Origin of the sequence: Burkholderia sp. NFPP32, from assembly GCF_900119325.1 — a bacterium.
Classification (GTDB): domain Bacteria; phylum Pseudomonadota; class Gammaproteobacteria; order Burkholderiales; family Burkholderiaceae; genus Burkholderia; species Burkholderia pyrrocinia_C.
Map to the genome: position 1 here is coordinate 36,074 of NZ_FPJP01000030.1, position 17,199 is coordinate 53,272.

The window sequence follows — 17,199 nt, forward strand, 5'->3', positions numbered from 1 at the left end:
AGCACGCGCGCAGCTTCCGGATACCGGCCGGCGAGCCGTCGTTCGCCGCTCGCGCCACCTGCGCAAACCGGCGACCCCGGCTAAATATCTCAAAAACGGGGCACGGACGAACCGGCGATTTCATCATAGTAGTATGAAATTCGCCAATAAATTGCGCGGACTACCGTTCTTTCTTCGAATAATCCTTCCCGTCGCGCAATCCGACGCCTAATCGGCGCCCGCGATGCGGGCCACCGGCTCGGCGAAATCGTCGGCAGGCAGGCGCCGCAACAGCGGTTGCGACAGCGCCGGTTGTGCAAGCATCCGCTGCAACTGCCCGCGCACGCGCTCCCACGCGGTGGCCGCGTAGTCCGGCTGGCCCGCCGCCCATGCCTGCGCCAGATCGAACACGCGTTCGATCGTCGCACCGCAGTAGGTCGGGCCCGAGCCGTCGTCCTGTGCGGCATCGCGCAGCCGCTCGTCGAGCCACTCGGCCAGCCACGGCATCTCGACTGCTGCCGAATCCGCATAGGCCTCCAGCGCGGCACGCGCGTGGCGGTCCTGTTGCGGATCGAGCTCGATACGGCTCAATTCCGACGCGCGCTCGGGCGCAATGCATTCCGCTCCGGACGGACTTCGATAGGTCCCTGGTCTGAAGGACATGTCCTCTCCCCGTTGTACGACGGTACCGCCAGGCATGGCCCCCGTGCCCGCCGTACGACGTACCGTGGCCGGCGCCTCCACTGCAAGCGGACGACCGGCCGGGTCAGTATACGCAGCCGTTCACGAAGCGAGGTTTAAGAATTGTCAGAGGCTCGACCGGAGCGCTTTCCAATGGAACAGGAGCCTGGGCGAGGTTCTTCGCTGGTTCTTGTGTAGCGCCTTTGGCGCGTTTCCAATGCAAATGAGCCTGTTGTTGGCCCGCGCACCGCGAGCGGACGCCGCGGCCGGGCGCGCGAGGCAGGCCGTCAGCGGCGGCGCATCAGGAACACGAAGGTCTTGTCCTGTGTCGTCGATTCGACGATCTCGTTGCCCGTCTGCTTCGCGAACGCGGCGAAATCGCGCTGCGAGCCGGGATCGGTCGCGAGCACCTTGAGGATCTGCCCGCTTTCCATATCGGCAAGCGCTTTCTTGGCACGCAGGATCGGCAACGGGCAATTGAGCCCGCGCGCGTCCACTTCCTTGTGAATCTGCATCGGCTGTCGACCTTCGAATGTCGCGCCACACGAGGCGCGGGAGGAAGCCGCGATTTTACCGCAGCGCCGCCCCGCCCGCCCGGGCAGCCCACGGCGCCGCGCCGCGGGCACCGGCGTCACGCGCCGGAGAAGCCACCCGCGAGCCGTTCGCGCAGGTGCCGCACGAGCGCGCGCACCGCGCTCGGTACGACCGGGCTGTACGGGCGGATCGCGAAGATGTGGTCGCCGAACGCGCCCGACGGCCGCCAGCCGTCGAGCAGCGCGACGAGCCGGCCGGCGTCGAGATCGCGCCGCGCGCTGAAATCGGGCAGCAGCGCGATGCCGAGCCCGCCGAGCGCGGCCTCGCGCATCGCCTCGCTGTTGTTCGCCGCGAAACTGCCGCGCACCGGCACGCTCACGCGCTGGCGCCGCCGGCCGTCCGGCTCGAAGCTCCATGCGGCCGGTTCGTTGTCGCGCAGGTAGCACAGGCAGCTGTGATCGACGAGTTCGCTCGGGTGCCGCGGCGCGCCGCGCGCGTCGAGGTAGTCGCGGCTCGCGACGAGCAGCGAGCGCGTGTCGCACAGCTTCCACGCGACGTGGGTTTGCGGCGCGGTGGTCGTATGGCGGATCGCGAGGTCGAAGCCTTCCTGCGTCAGCGAATGCAGCCGGTCCGACAGGTCGAGCTCGATGTGCACGCCCGGATGCTGCCGCAGGAAATCGGGCAGGTGCGGCACGACCTGCTGGCGCCCGAGCGCGACCGGCGCCGTCACGCGCAGCAGGCCGCGCGGCTCGCCGGCCAGGTCCTTCACGCGCGCGAAATGCTGCCCGATCGACTCGAACGCGTCGCGCGTGCTGTCGACGAGCGTCTGGCCCGCATCGGTGAGCCGCACGCTGCGCGTCGTGCGGCGCACGAGCGGCACGCCGGCCGCCTTTTCGAGATCGGCGATGCGCTGGCTCATCGCGGCCTTGCTGATGCCGAGCCGCTGCGCGGCGGCCGTGAAACTGCCGGCCGCGGCCAGCACCGTCAGCGAATGGATATGCGGCCAGAGCGCCTGGACATTTTGCTGATTCATTCGCCGATTATTCAGAATTCTGAACAGTGAATCAAGTTTCGCGACCTTCTCCCGCGCGGCCGGTTTCCCTAGACTGGGTTCCGTTCCCCCTTCATCCCCCAGGAGACACGATGAATCCGGTTCCCGCGTACACATCCGACGCCGACGTCGGCCATTATGTCGACGGCGCGCCCGTCGCCGGCCGCAGCGGCCGCTTCCAGGACGTCCTCAACCCGGCGCTCGGCCGCGCGGTGCGCCGCGTGGCGCTTGCCGACGACAGCGAAGTGCAGCGGGCCGTCGCTTCGGCCAACGCGGCGTTCCCGGCTTGGGCCGAGACGCCGCCGATCCGTCGCGCGCGCGTGCTGCACCGCTTCCTGCAGCTGATGAACGAGCACCGTGACACGCTCGCGGCAATCATCACGGCCGAGCACGGCAAGGTGTTTTCCGACGCGCAGGGCGAAGTCGCGCGCGGCATCGATATCGTCGAATTCGCATGCGGCGTGCCGCAGCTGCTGAAGGGCGACTTCACCGACCAGGTCAGCACCGGCATCGACAACTGGACGATGCGCCAGCCGCTCGGCGTGGTCGCGGGCATCACGCCGTTCAACTTCCCGTGCATGGTGCCGTGCTGGATGTTCCCGGTCGCGATCGCGACGGGCAACACGTTCGTGCTGAAGCCGAGCGAGCGCGATCCGTCGGCGGCACTGTTCATCGCCGACCTGCTGACGCAGGCCGGGCTGCCGGCCGGCGTGTTCAACGTCGTGCAGGGCAACAAGGACGCGGTCGACGCATTGCTCGACCATCCGGACGTGCAGGCCGTCAGCTTCGTCGGCTCGACGCCGATCGCGGCCTACGTGCAGCAGCGCGCGGTGCAGTCGGGCAAGCGCGTGCAGGCGCTCGGCGGCGCGAAGAACCATCTCGTCGTGATGCCCGATGCGAACATCGAGCAGGCGGTCGACGCGCTGATCGGCGCCGCGTACGGCTCGGCCGGCGAGCGCTGCATGGCGATCAGCATCGCGGTGCTGGTCGGCGACGTGGCCGACCGGATCGTGCCGGCGGTCGCCGAGCGCGCGCGCAAGCTGGTGATCGGCGACGGCATGCAACCGGAAGTCGAGATGGGCCCGATCGTCACCGGCGAAGCGCTGAAGCGCATCGAAGGCTATATCGAGCAAGGCGTGAGCGAAGGCGCGCAACTGGTGGTCGACGGGCGCGGGCTGCGCGTGCCGGGCCGCGAGGCAGGCTTCTTCACCGGCGGCACGCTGTTCGATCACGTGACGCCCGACATGCGGATCTACAAGGAAGAAATCTTCGGGCCCGTGCTCGGCTGCGTGCGCGTGAAGGATTTCGGCGAAGCGGTCGACCTGATCAACGCGCACGAATTCGGCAACGGCGTGTCGTGCTTCACGAGCGACGGCGGCATCGCGCGCGAATTCGCGCGGCGCATCCAGGTCGGCATGGTCGGCATCAACGTGCCGATTCCGGTGCCGATGGCGTGGCACGGCTTCGGCGGCTGGAAGAAGAGCCTGTTCGGTGACATGCATGCGTACGGCGAGGAAGGCGTGCGTTTCTACACGCGCCAGAAGTCGGTGATGCAGCGCTGGTCGTCGAGCATCGGCAAGGGCGCCGAATTCGCGATGCCGACCGCGAAGTAAGCCGGCCGGTGCGCCGCCCGCCTGACCGATCGGCGGGCGGTGCGCCGGCAGAACGCGTCAGCCGGCTTTCTTGCCGTGCGCACCGTCGGCGGTCGGCAGGTACGACAGTTCGAGCCGGTACGCGAGCGCGACGAACAGGCTCTGCGCGAGGCCCATCGTGGCCGTCAGCGCACGGAACCCGAACGTCTCGCTGTCCTGCACCATCAGCGTCACCTCGGCCTCCCGCGCGAGCGGGCTCATCCGGCTGTCGGTGATCGCGATCAGGCGCGCGCCGCGTTGCACGGCCTGCTGCGCGACCTGCACGGTCTCGTCCGCATACGGCATGAACGAGACGACGATCATCACGTCGCCGTTGCGCACCGACCGGATCTGCCCGAGATGCATGCTGCCGAGCGCGCTGAACAGCCCGATGCGCTTGTCGGTGTGCTGCAGCGCGTAGTCGAGATACACGGCGATCGGAAACGCGCGCCGCGAGCCGGCGATCCAGATCGCCTGCGTGTCGGCGAGCAGCTCGACGGCTTGCGCGAGCGCCTGCGGGTCGAGCGTCTGCCGCAACTGCTGCATCCCGGCAATGCTGCCCTTGATGAATTCGTCGGCGATCTGCTCGGGCTGCAGGCTCGACGAGCCCGATTCGATCACGTCGCGCAGCCGCAGGTTGTATGCGCGCCCCGGCGCGATCTGCTGCGCAAGCCCTTCGCGGAACAGCCGCTGCATCTCGGAGAAGCCGGAGAAGCCGAAATGCTTCGCGAAGCGCACGACGGCCGACGGCTGCACGCCGCACGCTTCCGCGAGCGACTGGATGCCTTCCAGGCCCAGCTGGTCCCGATGCGTTTCCACGTGGCGCGCAATGACCTTCAGGCGATTGCTGAGGCTGTCGTATTCCTGCGTCAGGTGCTGCAGGAACTGCTCGACGGTGGCGGGAGGTTTCTCGGATGAACTCATCGGATAGCGCGAAATTGACGGCCCCGGTGCGCGCGCGATGCTGACGGATGCGGCCCGAGGCTCACCTGGATACATGCATGAAGGGCGAATTTAATCACGTTTGCGGCACGGCCCGCGCCGCGCGTTTCACTCCCACGCGCTCGATCATCACCTGCACACGCTCCACGGCAAGGCTGGAAACGATTGTCCAACGCTCTCGCGGCGTCGTAAAGATTAGGGCGTCTACCGAGACTATCGACGCCGACGGCCGGCGCGAAGCGGCGCGCAGTGCGCCGCATCCGGCCTGCCCTGCTCAACGATAGTCGACCCACACGCCGCCCGCGTCGGCGGAACGCACGCAGTTCTCGACCCATCGGACGCCCTCGACGCCCGCGTGGACGTCCGGAAAGCGGATGCCCTTCAGCGCCGCGGCGTCGCCGCGATCGGCCGCGTCCATCGCGAGCGCGAAGCGCGCGTAGAGATTCGACCAGGCCTCGAACAGCCCTTCCGGATGCCCGGCGCCGATGCGATCCTCGCGCAACGCATTCGGATGCAGGTAACCCATCCCGCGATCGAGCACCTGCGCGGGCTGCCCCTGCACTTCGTAGCGCAACTGGTTCGGATGCTCGTCCCACCATTCGATGCTCGCCTTCGAACCGATCACCCTCACCTTCTGGCTGTGCATCGAACCCGCGTTCACCGCGCTCGACCACACGTAGCCGATCGCGCCCGTGTCGTATTCCATGATCGTGAACGCGTTGTCCTCGAGCGGCGCGCGGCTCTTCACGAAGCTCTGCCGCGAACACATCAGCCGCCGGATCTTCAGCTCCGGCGCCATCACTTCGGAGAGGTACAGCGGATGCGTGCCGATGTCGCCGAGCACGTAGCTCGGCCCTGCGAATTTCGGGTCGACACGCCAGCGCGCGGCCGCGCTCGCGGCCTCGACGCCTTCGCTGTGGAAGCCGTGCGCGAACTGCATCTGCACGATGCGGATCTCGCCGAGATCGCCGCGCGCGATCATCTCGCGCGCCTGTTCGATCATCTGGTGACCCGAATAGCCGTATGCGACGCCGACGATCCGGTTCTTCTCGACCGACAGGCGCTGCAGCGTCTCGGCCTCGTCGGTCGTGAAGCACAGCGGCTTCTCGCAGACCACGTGCAGCCCCGCGTTCAGCGCGGCGCGGCAGATCTCGAAGTGCGTGTTGTTCGGCGTCGCGATCGACACCGCGCGAATGCCGTCCGGGCGGCGCGCCTCGGCGTCGAACATCGTCGCGTAGTCGGGATAGCAGCGCTCGGCCGCGACGCCGAGCTTCACGCCGAACTGGCGGCCGCGTTCGGGATCGATGTCGAACGCGCCGGCGACCAGCTCGAAGCTGCCGTCGCGCAGCGCCGCCGACCGGTGGCTGTAGCCGATCTGGCTGCCGAGCCCGCCGCCGACCATGCCCCAGCGAATCGAGTGTCCAAGCAGAATCTGTCCGTCAATCATGATGGTGGTGTTCCTGGTCCGTGTTCGGGGTTTCGGTAGTGCGAATGTTCATGCGAAGCCTGCCGACGCGAGAAACGCGCGGCTCGCGGCGACGTCGCGCAGGCTCGTGCCCGCATTGCGCGGATCGCGCTCCTGCTCGATCGTGATGTAGCCCGCGTAGCCGATGTCGTCGAGCGCGTGCCGGATCGACCGGTAGTCGAGCGCGCCGGTGCCGATCGGGCACATCACGCCGCGCGCGCATGCGGCGAAGAACGCGATGTGCTCGCCCATCACCGCGTCGTACACGGCCTTGTCGATATCCTTGAAATGCACGTAGTCGACGCGCGCCGCATGGCGGCGCAGCCAGGCCTCCGGGTCCATGCCCGAGTAGTACAGGTGGCCCGTATCGAGACAGAGGCCGACCGTGTCGGCCGGAAGATCGGCGACGATCCGGTCGATTTCGTCCGCGAACTCGATGTAGCCGCCCGCATGCGGATGGATCACCGCGCGCACGCCGAACTCGTCGCGCGCGATCGTCGCGATCTGCCGGATGTGCTCGACCATCCGCGCCCAGCGTTCGCCGGACAGCCGCGGCGCGCGATCGGCGTGGCCGGCCGCGTAATCGCGTTCTTCATGCCCCCAGTCCATCACGACCAGGTACGGCGCCGCGTGGCGCTGCCCGTGCTGCGTCGGCAGCTTCGGCAGCCGCGAGATCAGCGCGCAGATCTCGCGCGTCTGGCGCAGCAGGTTCGGCAGGTTCTCCGGCGACACGAGATCGTCGAAGATCGTGCCGGCGGTGATGCTCAGGCGCTGCCGCTCGAGCTCGGCGCTCACCACGTCGAGTTCGAGCGGGATATAGCCGTACGGCCCGAGCTCGATGCCCGAGTAGCCGGCCTGCGCGGCTTCGGCGAGCACGTGCCGCCACGGCGGCAGGTGCGGGTTCTTCACGTCGTCGACGCCCCAGCAGCAGGGTGCGCAACCAATCTTCATCGTCATGTTGGTCAGTCCGGCAGAAAAGCGGCGCACGGCCGCACGAGTCGTCGCGACGCGGCCACGGTTCAGCCGCGATAGAACGCGGGGCGCTCGGCCATCGCGATCGGTTCGACCGCACCGCTCTTTTGCGCACGCACGCAGGCGTCGGCCGCGACCGCCGCCGCGTAGCCGTCCCAGGCCGACGGGCCCGTCAGCGCACCCTGCCGCACGCCGTCGATGAACGCCTGCAGCTCGACGTCGTACGACGCGATGAAGCGCTCCTTCCAGTCGGTCATGATGTCGACCGATTGCCGCGCTGCGCGCTTGAGCCCCACGGCCGGCGGATCCGGCAGCTTCGCGATGCCCTGCTCGCCGACCACCTCGCACTGGATGTCATAGCCGTACTGGCAGTTCACGAAGATCTCGACGTCGATGCGCACGCCGCTCGCGGTTTCCAGCAGCACGATCTGCGGATCGGCGAGATGCGCGGACGCATGGCGCGTCTTCTTCGGATAAACGACCTGCGCGCTTGCGTAATCCTCGCCGAGCAGCCAGCGCAGCACGTCGAGCTCGTGGATCAGCGTGTCGGTGATCGCCATGTCGGTCGTGTAGCGCTCGCCGACCGACTGGTTGCGGTGCGCGCAATGCAGCATCAGCGGCGCGCCGATCTCGCCGCTGTCGATCACGCGCTTCAGCGCGCGATAGCCTTCGTCGTACGGCCGCATGAAGCCGACCTGCACGAGCCGCTTGCCGTGCGCGACTTCCGCTTCGACGATCCGCATGCAGCCGTCGGCCGTGACGGCGAGCGGTTTTTCGCAGAACACGGGCTTGCCGTGCGCGATCGCGTCGAGCACGAACGCTTCGTGGGTCGGCCCCCACGACGTGACGAGCACGGCCTGCACGTCGGCGGCCGCAACCACTTCATGGCCGTCGCCGTAGATCTCGGCATCGAGCCCGTATTTCGTCACCGCATCGCGCGCCTGCTGCGGATCGATGTCGTTGACGGCCACGACGCGCGCGCCGGACAGCGTGCGGGTCAATCTGCGGATATGGTCCTGGCCGATCGCGCCGCAGCCGATCACGCCGATTTGCAAGGTCATCCGGGAGTCTCCAGTCGTTTCATCAGCGGCGCGGCCCGTGCCGCGCCGGTCGGTAATCGTTCAGCGCGCCGTGCGATCGAAATGACGATCGACGTAGCGCTGGATCGTGTCGCGCATGTAGCGCGACGATGCTTCCGCGCGGTCCTCCCACGCGAACACGCACGACGACATCACGCCGTCGAAGCCCGCGGCGCCGAGCGCGCGGAAGAACACGTCCCAGTCGATCTCGCCCTGCCCGATGTCGAGATGCTGGTGCACGCGGATCTGGTTCGAACCCGGCGGGTTCACGATGTAGCGCAGCTGGCTGCTCTTGCGGTGGTCGAAGGTGTCGGCCACGCGCACGTGCGCCAGGATCGGCGCGGCCTGTGCGATCATCGCGGCCATGTCGTCGCCGTAGTAGAACGTGTGCGGCGCGATATACGACAGCTTCAGCGACGGCGAGCCGAGGTTCGTCACGATGTCGATCGCCGGCTGCAGCTGCTCGATCCAGTCCTCCGGATGCGGCTCGACCGACAGCACGATGCCCTCGCGTTCGAGAATCGGCAGCAGCTCGTCCATCGAACGGAACCACGCGGCTTCGCACAGCTCCTTCGGGTTCGCGCCCGGCCGCTCGCCGACCGAGCGCTCCGGCGACGCGCCGCGCCCGAACTCGGACACCATCAGCGCGCACTCCATTTCGACCGCGACCTCGATCGCCTTCTTCCAGCAGCGCACAGCCCATAACCGCTCGTCGTCGAACGGGCTCGCCCAGCGGTACATCGGCTGCAGCGACGCGAGGCCGACGCCGTTCGCGCGCATCGCCTGGCGAAACGCGGCCATGCGTTCGCGCGTCGCGCGCGGCATCACCCACCAGTCGAGGAAATCGCCGCGCGGCGACAGCTCGATCTGGTCGTAGCCGAGTTCGGCCACCGCGTGCGGCAGCCGGTCGAGCGGCAGGTGGCGAATCATGTACGGGTCCAGTGCGATCTTCATCAGGGTTCCTTGGCAATATCGGATTCCGGTCGGACAGGCAGGGTCAGCGACGCTTCTTCTTGTTGCGATACTGGTCGGCGATCACGGCCGCGACGATGATCGCGCCCTTGACCATTTCCTGGTAATACGCGTCGATGCGGATGAACGTGAAGCCCGATGTCATCACGCCGAGGATCAGCACGCCGATCACGGTGCCCGTCACGCGGCCGAGGCCGCCCGACAGCGACGTGCCGCCGATCACGACCGCAGCGATCGCATCGAGCTCGTACATCACGCCCATGCCCGACTGTCCCGAGATCGCACGCGCGGCCGTCACGGTGCCGGCGATCCCGCTCAGCAGGCCCGCGATCGCATAGACGAAGACCAGGTGACGCGTGACGTTGATGCCCGACACGACGGCCGCGTGACGGTTCGCGCCGATCGCATAGGTGTACTTGCCGAAGCGCGTGTAGCGCAGCACGACGTGGAAGATCGCGGCGATCACGAGAAAGATGATCACCGGATTGGCGCCCGCGCCGATGGCCGCGAACGGGTCGGTCAGCATCGACACGGGCATCCCGTTGGTGAACCACTTCGCGAACCCGCGTGCGGCGACCATCGTGCCGAGCGTCGCGATGAACGGCGGAATGCCCGTCATCGCGATCAGCGAGCCGTTCAGCAGGCCGACCAGCAGCCCGACGCACACGCCGGCCAGCACCGGCCAGACGATCGGCAGGTCGGTCAGGTGCGGAAACACCGCGCGCGGGAAGTCGGACACCTGCGCGAGGCTCGCCGACACGACGGCGGCCGCCGCCACGACCGACCCCGACGACAGGTCGATCCCGCTGGTGATGATCACGAGGTTCACGCCGACCGCGATGATGCCGATCACGGCCATCTGCAGCACGATGATCTCGAGCCGCTCGGCATTGAACAGGAAGCTCTGGCCGACGACGATCCAGCCGACGATCTCGAAGAACAGGCTGATGCCGACCAGCACGAGAAAGATGCTCAGCTCGGGCGGCCACTTCGTGTGCCGCGTCTTGATTGTCATGGTCTGCGCGTCCGCGACCGGATTCAGGTTGCCCATTTCAGTTGTCTCCAATCTTGTTTCGGCTCAGCGCGACGCGAGATCCATGATGCGGACCTGGTCGGCGTCCTTGCGTTCGACGATGCCGGTCATGCGCCCTTCGTGCATCACCATCACACGGTCGCTCATCCCCAGCACCTCCGGCATCTCCGACGAGATCATCAGCACCGCGACGCCCTTGCCGGCGAGCGCGCTGACGAGCCGGTGAATCTCGGCTTTCGCGCCGACGTCGATGCCGCGCGTCGGTTCGTCGAGGATCAGGATGCGCGGCTGCGTGAGCAGCCAGCGCCCGATCAGCACCTTCTGCTGGTTGCCGCCCGACAGGTTCTGGATTTCCTCGTGCAGCCCGGGCGATTTCACGCGCAGCATCCGGCTCATTTCCTCGCAGTCGCGCTTCAACTGCGCCTGCTGCACGAAATTGAACTTCACGTAGCGGTTGCTGAGCACGGCCGCTTCCATGTTCGCGAGCAGGTCGAGATTCAGGAAGCAGCCGCTGTCCTTGCGGTCCTCGGTCAGGAACGCCATCCCGTGCTTCATCGCCTGCGCGGGCGTCGCGATCCGCACCGGCTTGCCGTCGATCCGGATCTCGCCCGACGTGGCCGGCACGACGCCGAACAGCGCCTCCGCGACGTTCGAGCGCCCCGAGCCGACCAGGCCCGCGACGCCGAGGATCTCGCCCGCGCGCAGCTCGAAGCTCACGTCGCGGAACACGCCGTCGACGCCGAGGTTCTTCACCGACAGCACGACGTCGCCGATCGGCACCTCTTCCTTCGGGAACATCTGCGTGATCTCGCGCCCGACCATCATGCGGATGATGTCGTCGCGCGTGACGTCGCTCGACGCATGCGTGCCGATGTACTTGCCGTCGCGGAACACCGAGAACTCGTCGGCGATCTCGAACAGCTCGTTCATCTTGTGCGTGATGTAGACGATGCCCTTGCCCTGCTCGCGCAGCTGGCGAATGATCCGGAACAGGTGCGTGACTTCCTTGTCGGTCAGCGCCGACGTCGGCTCGTCCATGATCAGCACGTCCGAGTCGAACGACACGGCCTTCGCGATCTCGACCATCTGCCGGCTCGCGACCGTCAGCGTGCGCACGTCGGTTTCCGGATCGATGTCGATCGACAGCCGCTCGAACAGCGCGGCGGTGCGGCGGCGCAGCGCCGCGTGATCGATCAGGCCGAAGCGGTTCTTCGGTTCGCGGCGGATCCAGATGTTCTCCGCGACCGTCATGTACGGCATCAGGTTGAGTTCCTGGTGGATCATCGCGATCCCGCGGTCGAGCGCATCGAGCGGGCCGTTCAGCACGACGGGTTCGCCGTTGATCAGGATCTCGCCCTGATCGGGCGTGTAGACGCCCGCGATGATCTTCATCAGCGTCGACTTGCCCGCGCCGTTCTCGCCCATCAGCGCATGGACGGTGCCGCGGCGCACGCGGAACTGCACGCCGTCGAGCGCGACGACGCCGGGAAAGGACTTGCCGACGCCGCGCACCTCGAGCACGCAGTCGGCCGCGGCAGAAGCCGGCAAACCGGACGATCCGGATGCGCCGGGCGATCCTCCGGATGAAGCGGCCGGCGCGTCGACGCCGGCCATCGGGCGCGCGATCCTGGCTGTAAACATGGACGTTCCTCGACAAGTCGCGCGGGCCCGGCCAGGCCGGGCCGCGCAGTTCAACGGAAAAGCCGGTCAGTGCTTGGCGTACTGGTTCATGTTCTCGGGCGTCACGAGCTCGAACGGCACGTTCACGAAGCGGTCGACGGGCTGCTTCTTCGCGAGCTTCAACGCGGCGGCAACCGACTGCGCGCCCTGCCCGATCGCGTTCTGGTACACGGACACCTTCAGCTCGCCGCTCTTCATCGATGCGAGGCCGTCCGGCGTCGCGTCGATGCCGGCGACGACGGTCTTCGGCGTCCATTTGCGCGCGGCCTTCAGCGCGTTGATCGCGCCGATCGCCATCTCGTCGTTGTTCGACACGATCGCGTCGAACTTGGTCCCGGAACTCAGCCAGTTCATCGTGATGTCCTGGCCCTGCGTGCGGCTCCACTTGCCTTCGCGCTTGTCGACGATCTTCATGCCCGAGCAGTCCTTCGTCGCGATCACGTCCTCGATGTCCTTGGTGCGGGCGCGCGCCGATTCGTTGGACAGTTCGCCCATCAGCACGAGGAGGTCGCCCTTGCCGCCGAGCAGCTTGCACACCTGGCGCGCCTGCAGCGTGCCCGACTGCTTCTCGTCGGACGCGACGACCGCGACGCCGGCCGGCAGCTTGTCGAAATCGACCGGCTTGCGGTTCACGTAGACGAGCGGGATCTTCGCCGCCGTCACCATCTTCGTGATCTTCGGCGTCGCGTCGGTATCGACCGCGTTCACGATGATCGCGTCGACCTTCTGCGCGATCATGTTCTGAACCTGGCTCAACTGCTTGCCGACGTCGTTGCCGCCGTCCTCGATCTGCACCGTCGCGCCGTCCTTCTTCGCTGCGTCGTTGATGCTGTTGCGCAGGATCGTCAGGAACGTGTCGTCGAACGACGCCATCGTCACGCCGATCTTCTCGGCGTGCGCGAGCGGCGCAGCCAGGATCGCGGCGGCCGCGACGGCCATCAGCTTGGTCTTCATGATCAATCTGTCTCCTCATCTCCGGGGGGCGGAAGACGGCGCGTTGCGCGCCGCCGGGCCGAGTCCGATACGGACTGAAGCATCCGGATGAAACTGTAGATCACTTCCTCGAAAATTTGGAAATTTATTTCTACGTGATTTCACCTAGGGAACTGGATTTCCAAAAAGTCTAGACTGCGTCCGTAGCCCGATTCCTTGCGGCAGGCAGCCTCGCGTCGTGCAGCGCATGTTGCGGACCGTCGCCGGAGGATCGGTCCCCTAAACTGCCGGCAACGCCGAACGCCGGCCGCGAGCGTGATACGTGATATGAGCCTGCTGAACTTTCCGAGTGACCGCCCCATCGATCTCGCCTGCCTCGGCCGCGTGGCCGTGGATCTCTATGCGCAGCAGTACGGCAGCCGCCTGGAGGACGCGCGCAGCTTCCAGATGTATCTCGGCGGCTCGTCGGGCAACGTCGCGTTCGGCGTGGCCCGGCTCGGGCTCAAGACCGCGATGATCTCGCGCGTCGGCGACGAGCAGATGGGCCGCTTCGTGCGCGAGACACTCGAGCGCGAAGGCTGCGACACGAGCCAGCTGCAGACCGACCGCGAGCGCCTCACCGCGCTGGTGCTGCTCGGGCTGAAGGATCGCGACACGTTCCCGCTGCTGTTCGTGCGCGAGAACTGCGCGGACATGGCCGTGCGCGCCGACGAGATCCGCGAGGACTTCATCGCCGGCTGCCGCGCGCTCGCGATCACCGGCACGCACCTTTCGACGCCGGCCACGCGTGAGGCGTCGCTGACCGCGCTCGGCTACGCGCGCCGCCACGGCGTCGTGCGGATCCTCGATATCGACTACCGGCCCGTGCTGTGGGGGCTGACCGCGCGCGGCGCGGGCGAGAACCGCTACGTGCCCGACGCGCAGGTGACGCGGCAGTTGCAGCAGGTGCTCGGCGAATTCGACCTGCTGGTCGGCACCGAAGAGGAATTCCTGATCGCGGGCGGCGTGCCGCACGACCTGATCGGTTCGTTGCAGGCGGTGCGCGGGATCACGAACGCCACGCTGGTCGTCAAGCGCGGCGCGCTCGGCTGCTGCGTGATCGAAGGCGACATCCCCGCGCGGATCGACGATGCGCCGACCTTCCTCGGCGAACGCGTCGAGGTGCTCAACGTGCTCGGCGCGGGCGACGCGTTCCTGTCGGGCCTGCTGTCGGGGCTGCTGCGCGGACGTAACTGGGCCGAATCGACGCGCATCGCGAACGCATGCGGCGCGATCGTCGTGTCGCGCCATGCGTGCTCGGCCGCGATGCCGACGCCGGCCGAACTCGCGCACTGGTTCGACGGCAGCCGCAATCCCGTGGTCGACGCGGACCGCACGCTCGCGCACCTGCATCGCGTCACGGTGCCGCGCCGCGAATGGGACGACCTGTGCGTGATGGCGTTCGACCATCGCAGCCAGTTCTACGAACTCGCGGTGCAGGCCGGCGCGGACGAGGCGCGGATCAAGACGCTGAAGCGCCTGCTCGTGCGCGCGGCCGAACAGGTCGAGCGCGATCGTCATATCGAAGGCCATGTCGGCGTGCTGATCGACGGCGGCGCGTACGGCAGCGACGCGCTCGCGTCGGCCACCGGGCGCGGCTGGTGGGTCGGCCGTCCGGTCGAGCTACCGGGTTCGCGGCCGCTGCGCTTCGACGAGACGCGCTCGGTCGGCTCGTCGCTCACGCACTGGCCGACCGAGCAGGTCGTGAAGTGCCTGGTCCACTATCACCCCGACGACGACGTCGACCTGCGCGTCGCGCAGGAGCAGCGCGTGCTGGAACTGTGGGAAGCCACGCGCGCCAGCGGCAACGAGCTGCTGCTGGAAGTCATTCCGCCGCGCGCGGTCACGCCGGCCGGCACCGAGGACGATGCGGTGCTGCGTGCGGTCGCGCGCTTCTACAACCTCGGCGTGATGCCCGAATGGTGGAAGCTCGCGCCGCTGAGTGCCGACGGCTGGGCGCGGCTCGCTACGCTGATCGCCGAGCGCGACCCGCATTGCCGAGGCGCGGTGATCCTCGGGCTGAACCAGCCGCTGCAATATCTGGTCGACAGCTTCCGCTCGGCGACCAACCCGATCGTCAAGGGCTTCATGGTCGGGCGCACGCTGTGGGCCGATGCGTCGCTGAACTGGCTCGCCGGCCGGATCGACGACCAGGCGCTGATCGACGAGGTCGCCGGCAACTTCGCGCAACTCGTGGACGCGTGGCTCGGCCGCCGGGGCGCGGCCGCCCGTGCCGCCGCAGCCTGACGCGACGCCCGCGATGATCCACCCGATCTCTCTTCACCGACCGACATGACCTCTACCGTAAGACTGACCGTCAGCCAGGCGCTCGTGCGCTACCTGGCCGCCCTGCGCGCCGAAGTCGTCCAGCCCGACGGCCGCACCGAGATCCTGCCGTACTGCGGCGGCGTGTTCGCCATCTTCGGCCACGGCAACGTGGCCGGGCTCGGCGAAGCGCTGCACGCCGAGAAAGACCGGCTGCCGACGTTCCGCGCGCACAACGAGCAAGGAATGGCCAACGCGGCCGTCGCGTTCGCGAAAGCGAATTTCCGCCAGCGGATGATGGCCGCGACGTCGAGCATCGGCCCGGGCGCGACCAACATGCTGACGTCGGCCGCGCTCGCGCACGTCGGCCGGCTGCCGCTGTTGTTGCTGCCCGGCGACGTGTTCGTGTCGCGGCTGCCCGACCCGGTGCTGCAGCAGGTCGAGGATTTCGAACAGGGCGACGTCAGTGCGAACGACTGCTTCCGCCCGGTCACGCGCTACTTCGACCGGATCACGTCGCCCGAGCAACTGCTCGTCGCGCTGCCGCGCGCGATCCAGGTGATGACCGACCCCGCGCAGTGCGGCCCCGTGTGCCTCGCGCTGCCGCAGGACGTGCAGACCTTCGCGTACGACTGGCCCGAGGAATTCTTCGCGCCGCCGGTGATCCGGATGCGCCGGCCGCCGGCCGACCCGCTCGAACTCGCCGACGCGCTCGACGTGCTGAAGGCCGCGAAGAAGCCGCTGATCGTCGCCGGCGGCGGCGTGCTGTACAGCCAGGCATGGGACGCGCTGCGCGCGTTCGCCGACACGCACGGCGTGCCGGTCGCCGAATCGCAGGCCGGCAAGGGCAGCCTCGCGTGGGACCATCCGCTGAACCTCGGATCGATCGGCGTGACGGGCTCGCCCGCCGCGAACCGCGCGGCCGCGCAGGCCGACGTCGTGCTCGCGGTCGGCACGCGGCTGCAGGACTTCACGACCGGCTCGCACGCGCTTTACGGCGACGCGACGCTGCTGAGCCTGAACGTGCAGCCGTTCGACGCGGGCAAGAAACGCGGCCGGCAGCTGGTCGCCGATGCGCGCACGGGCCTCGGCCAGTTGTCCGCCGCGCTGGCCGGCTGGCGCGCCGACGCGGCGTGGACGGCCGCCAACCGCGACCAGGCCGCCGCGTGGAACGCACGCGTGACCGAGCTGACGACGCGCGTGCCGAAGGACACGCTGCCGTACGACGCGGAAGTGATCGGCGCGGTGCGCGACTCCGCGGCCGACGCGGGGCGCGACAGCGCGCGCGGCGATCTCGTGGTGTGCGCGGCCGGTACGCTGCCGGCCGAACTGCACAAGCTGTGGCGCAGCGGCGTGCCGGGCAACTACCACATGGACTATGCGTATTCGTGCATGGGCTACGAGGTCGCGGGCGGCCTCGGCGCGAAGCTCGCGCGGCCCGAACGCGAAGTGATCGTGATCGTCGGCGACGGCTCGTACATGATGCTCAACGCCGAGCTCGCCACGTCCGTGATGCTCGGCCGCAAGCTGATCGTCGTGATCCTCGACAACCGCGGCTACGGCTGCATCGAGCGGCTGCAGCTGAATTGCGGCGGCGCGAGCTTCAACAACATGCTCGACGACTGCGTGCCGGAAGGCGGCGCGCGCTCGACGATCGACTTCGCGATGCATGCGCGCGCGATGGGCGCCGACGCCGTGCACGTGCGCGACGTCGGCGAGCTGCGCAGCGAAATGAAGCGCGCGCGCGCGGCGAAGACGAGCCATGTGCTCGTGATCGACACCACGCACAAGCGCACGACCGACGACGGCGGTGCGTGGTGGGAAGTCGCGGTGCCGCAGGTATCCGAGCGCGCCGGCGTCGAGCAGGCGCACCGCGCGTATCTCGACGCAAAGACCCGGCAGCGGCGCTGATGCCGCGCGCTGCCTGCCCACCCGCCCCGCGA

14 protein-coding genes are annotated in these 17,199 nt (G+C 68.1%); 3 read left to right on the forward strand and 11 right to left on the reverse strand.

All coding sequences use genetic code 11. The annotated features are described in order from the left end of the window. Positions 1-207: 207 nt before the first annotated feature. From BT264_RS33190 to BT264_RS33200, 3 genes are all read right to left on the reverse strand, one after another. Positions 208-642: a peptidase gene (locus BT264_RS33190; RefSeq protein ID WP_072444346.1), complete on the reverse strand. Its 435-nt coding sequence runs from the start codon at positions 640-642 to the stop codon at positions 208-210. Between the two features lie 305 nt (positions 643-947). After that, positions 948-1,175, reverse strand: coding sequence for a sulfurtransferase TusA family protein (locus tag BT264_RS33195; RefSeq protein WP_006402122.1), 228 nt, complete (start codon positions 1,173-1,175; stop codon positions 948-950). Positions 1,176-1,291: 116 nt separating this feature from the next. Then, positions 1,292-2,227 carry a LysR family transcriptional regulator gene (locus BT264_RS33200; protein WP_065500209.1) on the reverse strand — a complete coding sequence of 312 codons (936 nt, stop codon included), beginning with the start codon at positions 2,225-2,227 and terminating at the stop codon, positions 1,292-1,294. A 110-nt stretch (positions 2,228-2,337) separates the two neighbouring features. Here BT264_RS33200 and BT264_RS33205 point away from each other — a divergent pair, with 110 nt between their 5' ends. Continuing rightward, positions 2,338-3,858 carry a CoA-acylating methylmalonate-semialdehyde dehydrogenase gene (locus BT264_RS33205; RefSeq protein WP_072444348.1) on the forward strand — a complete coding sequence of 507 codons (1,521 nt, stop codon included), beginning with the start codon at positions 2,338-2,340 and terminating at the stop codon, positions 3,856-3,858. Positions 3,859-3,915: 57 nt separating this feature from the next. Here the strand turns inward: BT264_RS33205 and BT264_RS33210 are convergent, their stop codons facing one another. The 8 genes from BT264_RS33210 to BT264_RS33245 form a co-directional block, all read right to left on the reverse strand. Beyond that, positions 3,916-4,800 (reverse strand): MurR/RpiR family transcriptional regulator, encoded by an 885-nt coding sequence (locus tag BT264_RS33210; protein ID WP_072444351.1) that lies wholly within the window; start codon positions 4,798-4,800, stop codon positions 3,916-3,918. Positions 4,801-5,092: 292 nt separating this feature from the next. After that, positions 5,093-6,265 carry a Gfo/Idh/MocA family protein gene (locus BT264_RS33215; protein ID WP_072444353.1) on the reverse strand — a complete coding sequence of 391 codons (1,173 nt, stop codon included), beginning with the start codon at positions 6,263-6,265 and terminating at the stop codon, positions 5,093-5,095. 48 nt (positions 6,266-6,313) lie between these two features. Beyond that, complete coding sequence (locus tag BT264_RS33220) at positions 6,314-7,240, reverse strand: TIM barrel protein (protein ID WP_072444355.1); 927 nt, start codon at positions 7,238-7,240, stop codon at positions 6,314-6,316. Between the two features lie 62 nt (positions 7,241-7,302). Further along, positions 7,303-8,316, reverse strand: coding sequence for a bifunctional inositol 2-dehydrogenase/D-chiro-inositol 1-dehydrogenase (locus BT264_RS33225; RefSeq protein ID WP_072444357.1), 1,014 nt, complete (start codon positions 8,314-8,316; stop codon positions 7,303-7,305). Positions 8,317-8,376: 60 nt separating this feature from the next. Further along, positions 8,377-9,288, reverse strand: a complete 912-nt coding sequence (locus BT264_RS33230) for a sugar phosphate isomerase/epimerase family protein (RefSeq protein ID WP_072444359.1) — start codon at positions 9,286-9,288, stop codon at positions 8,377-8,379. 43 nt (positions 9,289-9,331) lie between these two features. Further along, the gene (locus tag BT264_RS33235; RefSeq protein WP_072444361.1) at positions 9,332-10,357 is read right to left on the reverse strand and encodes an ABC transporter permease; all 1,026 of its coding nucleotides are present in this window, start codon (positions 10,355-10,357) and stop codon (positions 9,332-9,334) included. A gap of 27 nt (positions 10,358-10,384) precedes the next feature. Further along, positions 10,385-11,980 (reverse strand): sugar ABC transporter ATP-binding protein, encoded by a 1,596-nt coding sequence (locus BT264_RS33240; protein WP_072444363.1) that lies wholly within the window; start codon positions 11,978-11,980, stop codon positions 10,385-10,387. A 66-nt stretch (positions 11,981-12,046) separates the two neighbouring features. Further along, on the reverse strand, positions 12,047-12,973 hold the full coding sequence (locus BT264_RS33245; RefSeq protein WP_072444364.1) for a sugar ABC transporter substrate-binding protein: 927 nt from the start codon (positions 12,971-12,973) through the stop codon (positions 12,047-12,049). 306 nt (positions 12,974-13,279) lie between these two features. On the opposite strand from BT264_RS33245, the gene iolC reads away from it, so the two are divergent. Both iolC and iolD read left to right on the forward strand, forming a co-directional pair. Then, the gene (gene iolC / locus BT264_RS33250; RefSeq protein ID WP_072444367.1) at positions 13,280-15,238 is read left to right on the forward strand and encodes a bifunctional 5-dehydro-2-deoxygluconokinase/5-dehydro-2-deoxyphosphogluconate aldolase; all 1,959 of its coding nucleotides are present in this window, start codon (positions 13,280-13,282) and stop codon (positions 15,236-15,238) included. Positions 15,239-15,283: 45 nt separating this feature from the next. Then, positions 15,284-17,167, forward strand: coding sequence for a 3D-(3,5/4)-trihydroxycyclohexane-1,2-dione acylhydrolase (decyclizing) (gene iolD / locus BT264_RS33255; RefSeq protein WP_072444369.1), 1,884 nt, complete (start codon positions 15,284-15,286; stop codon positions 17,165-17,167). Positions 17,168-17,199 lie beyond the last annotated feature (32 nt).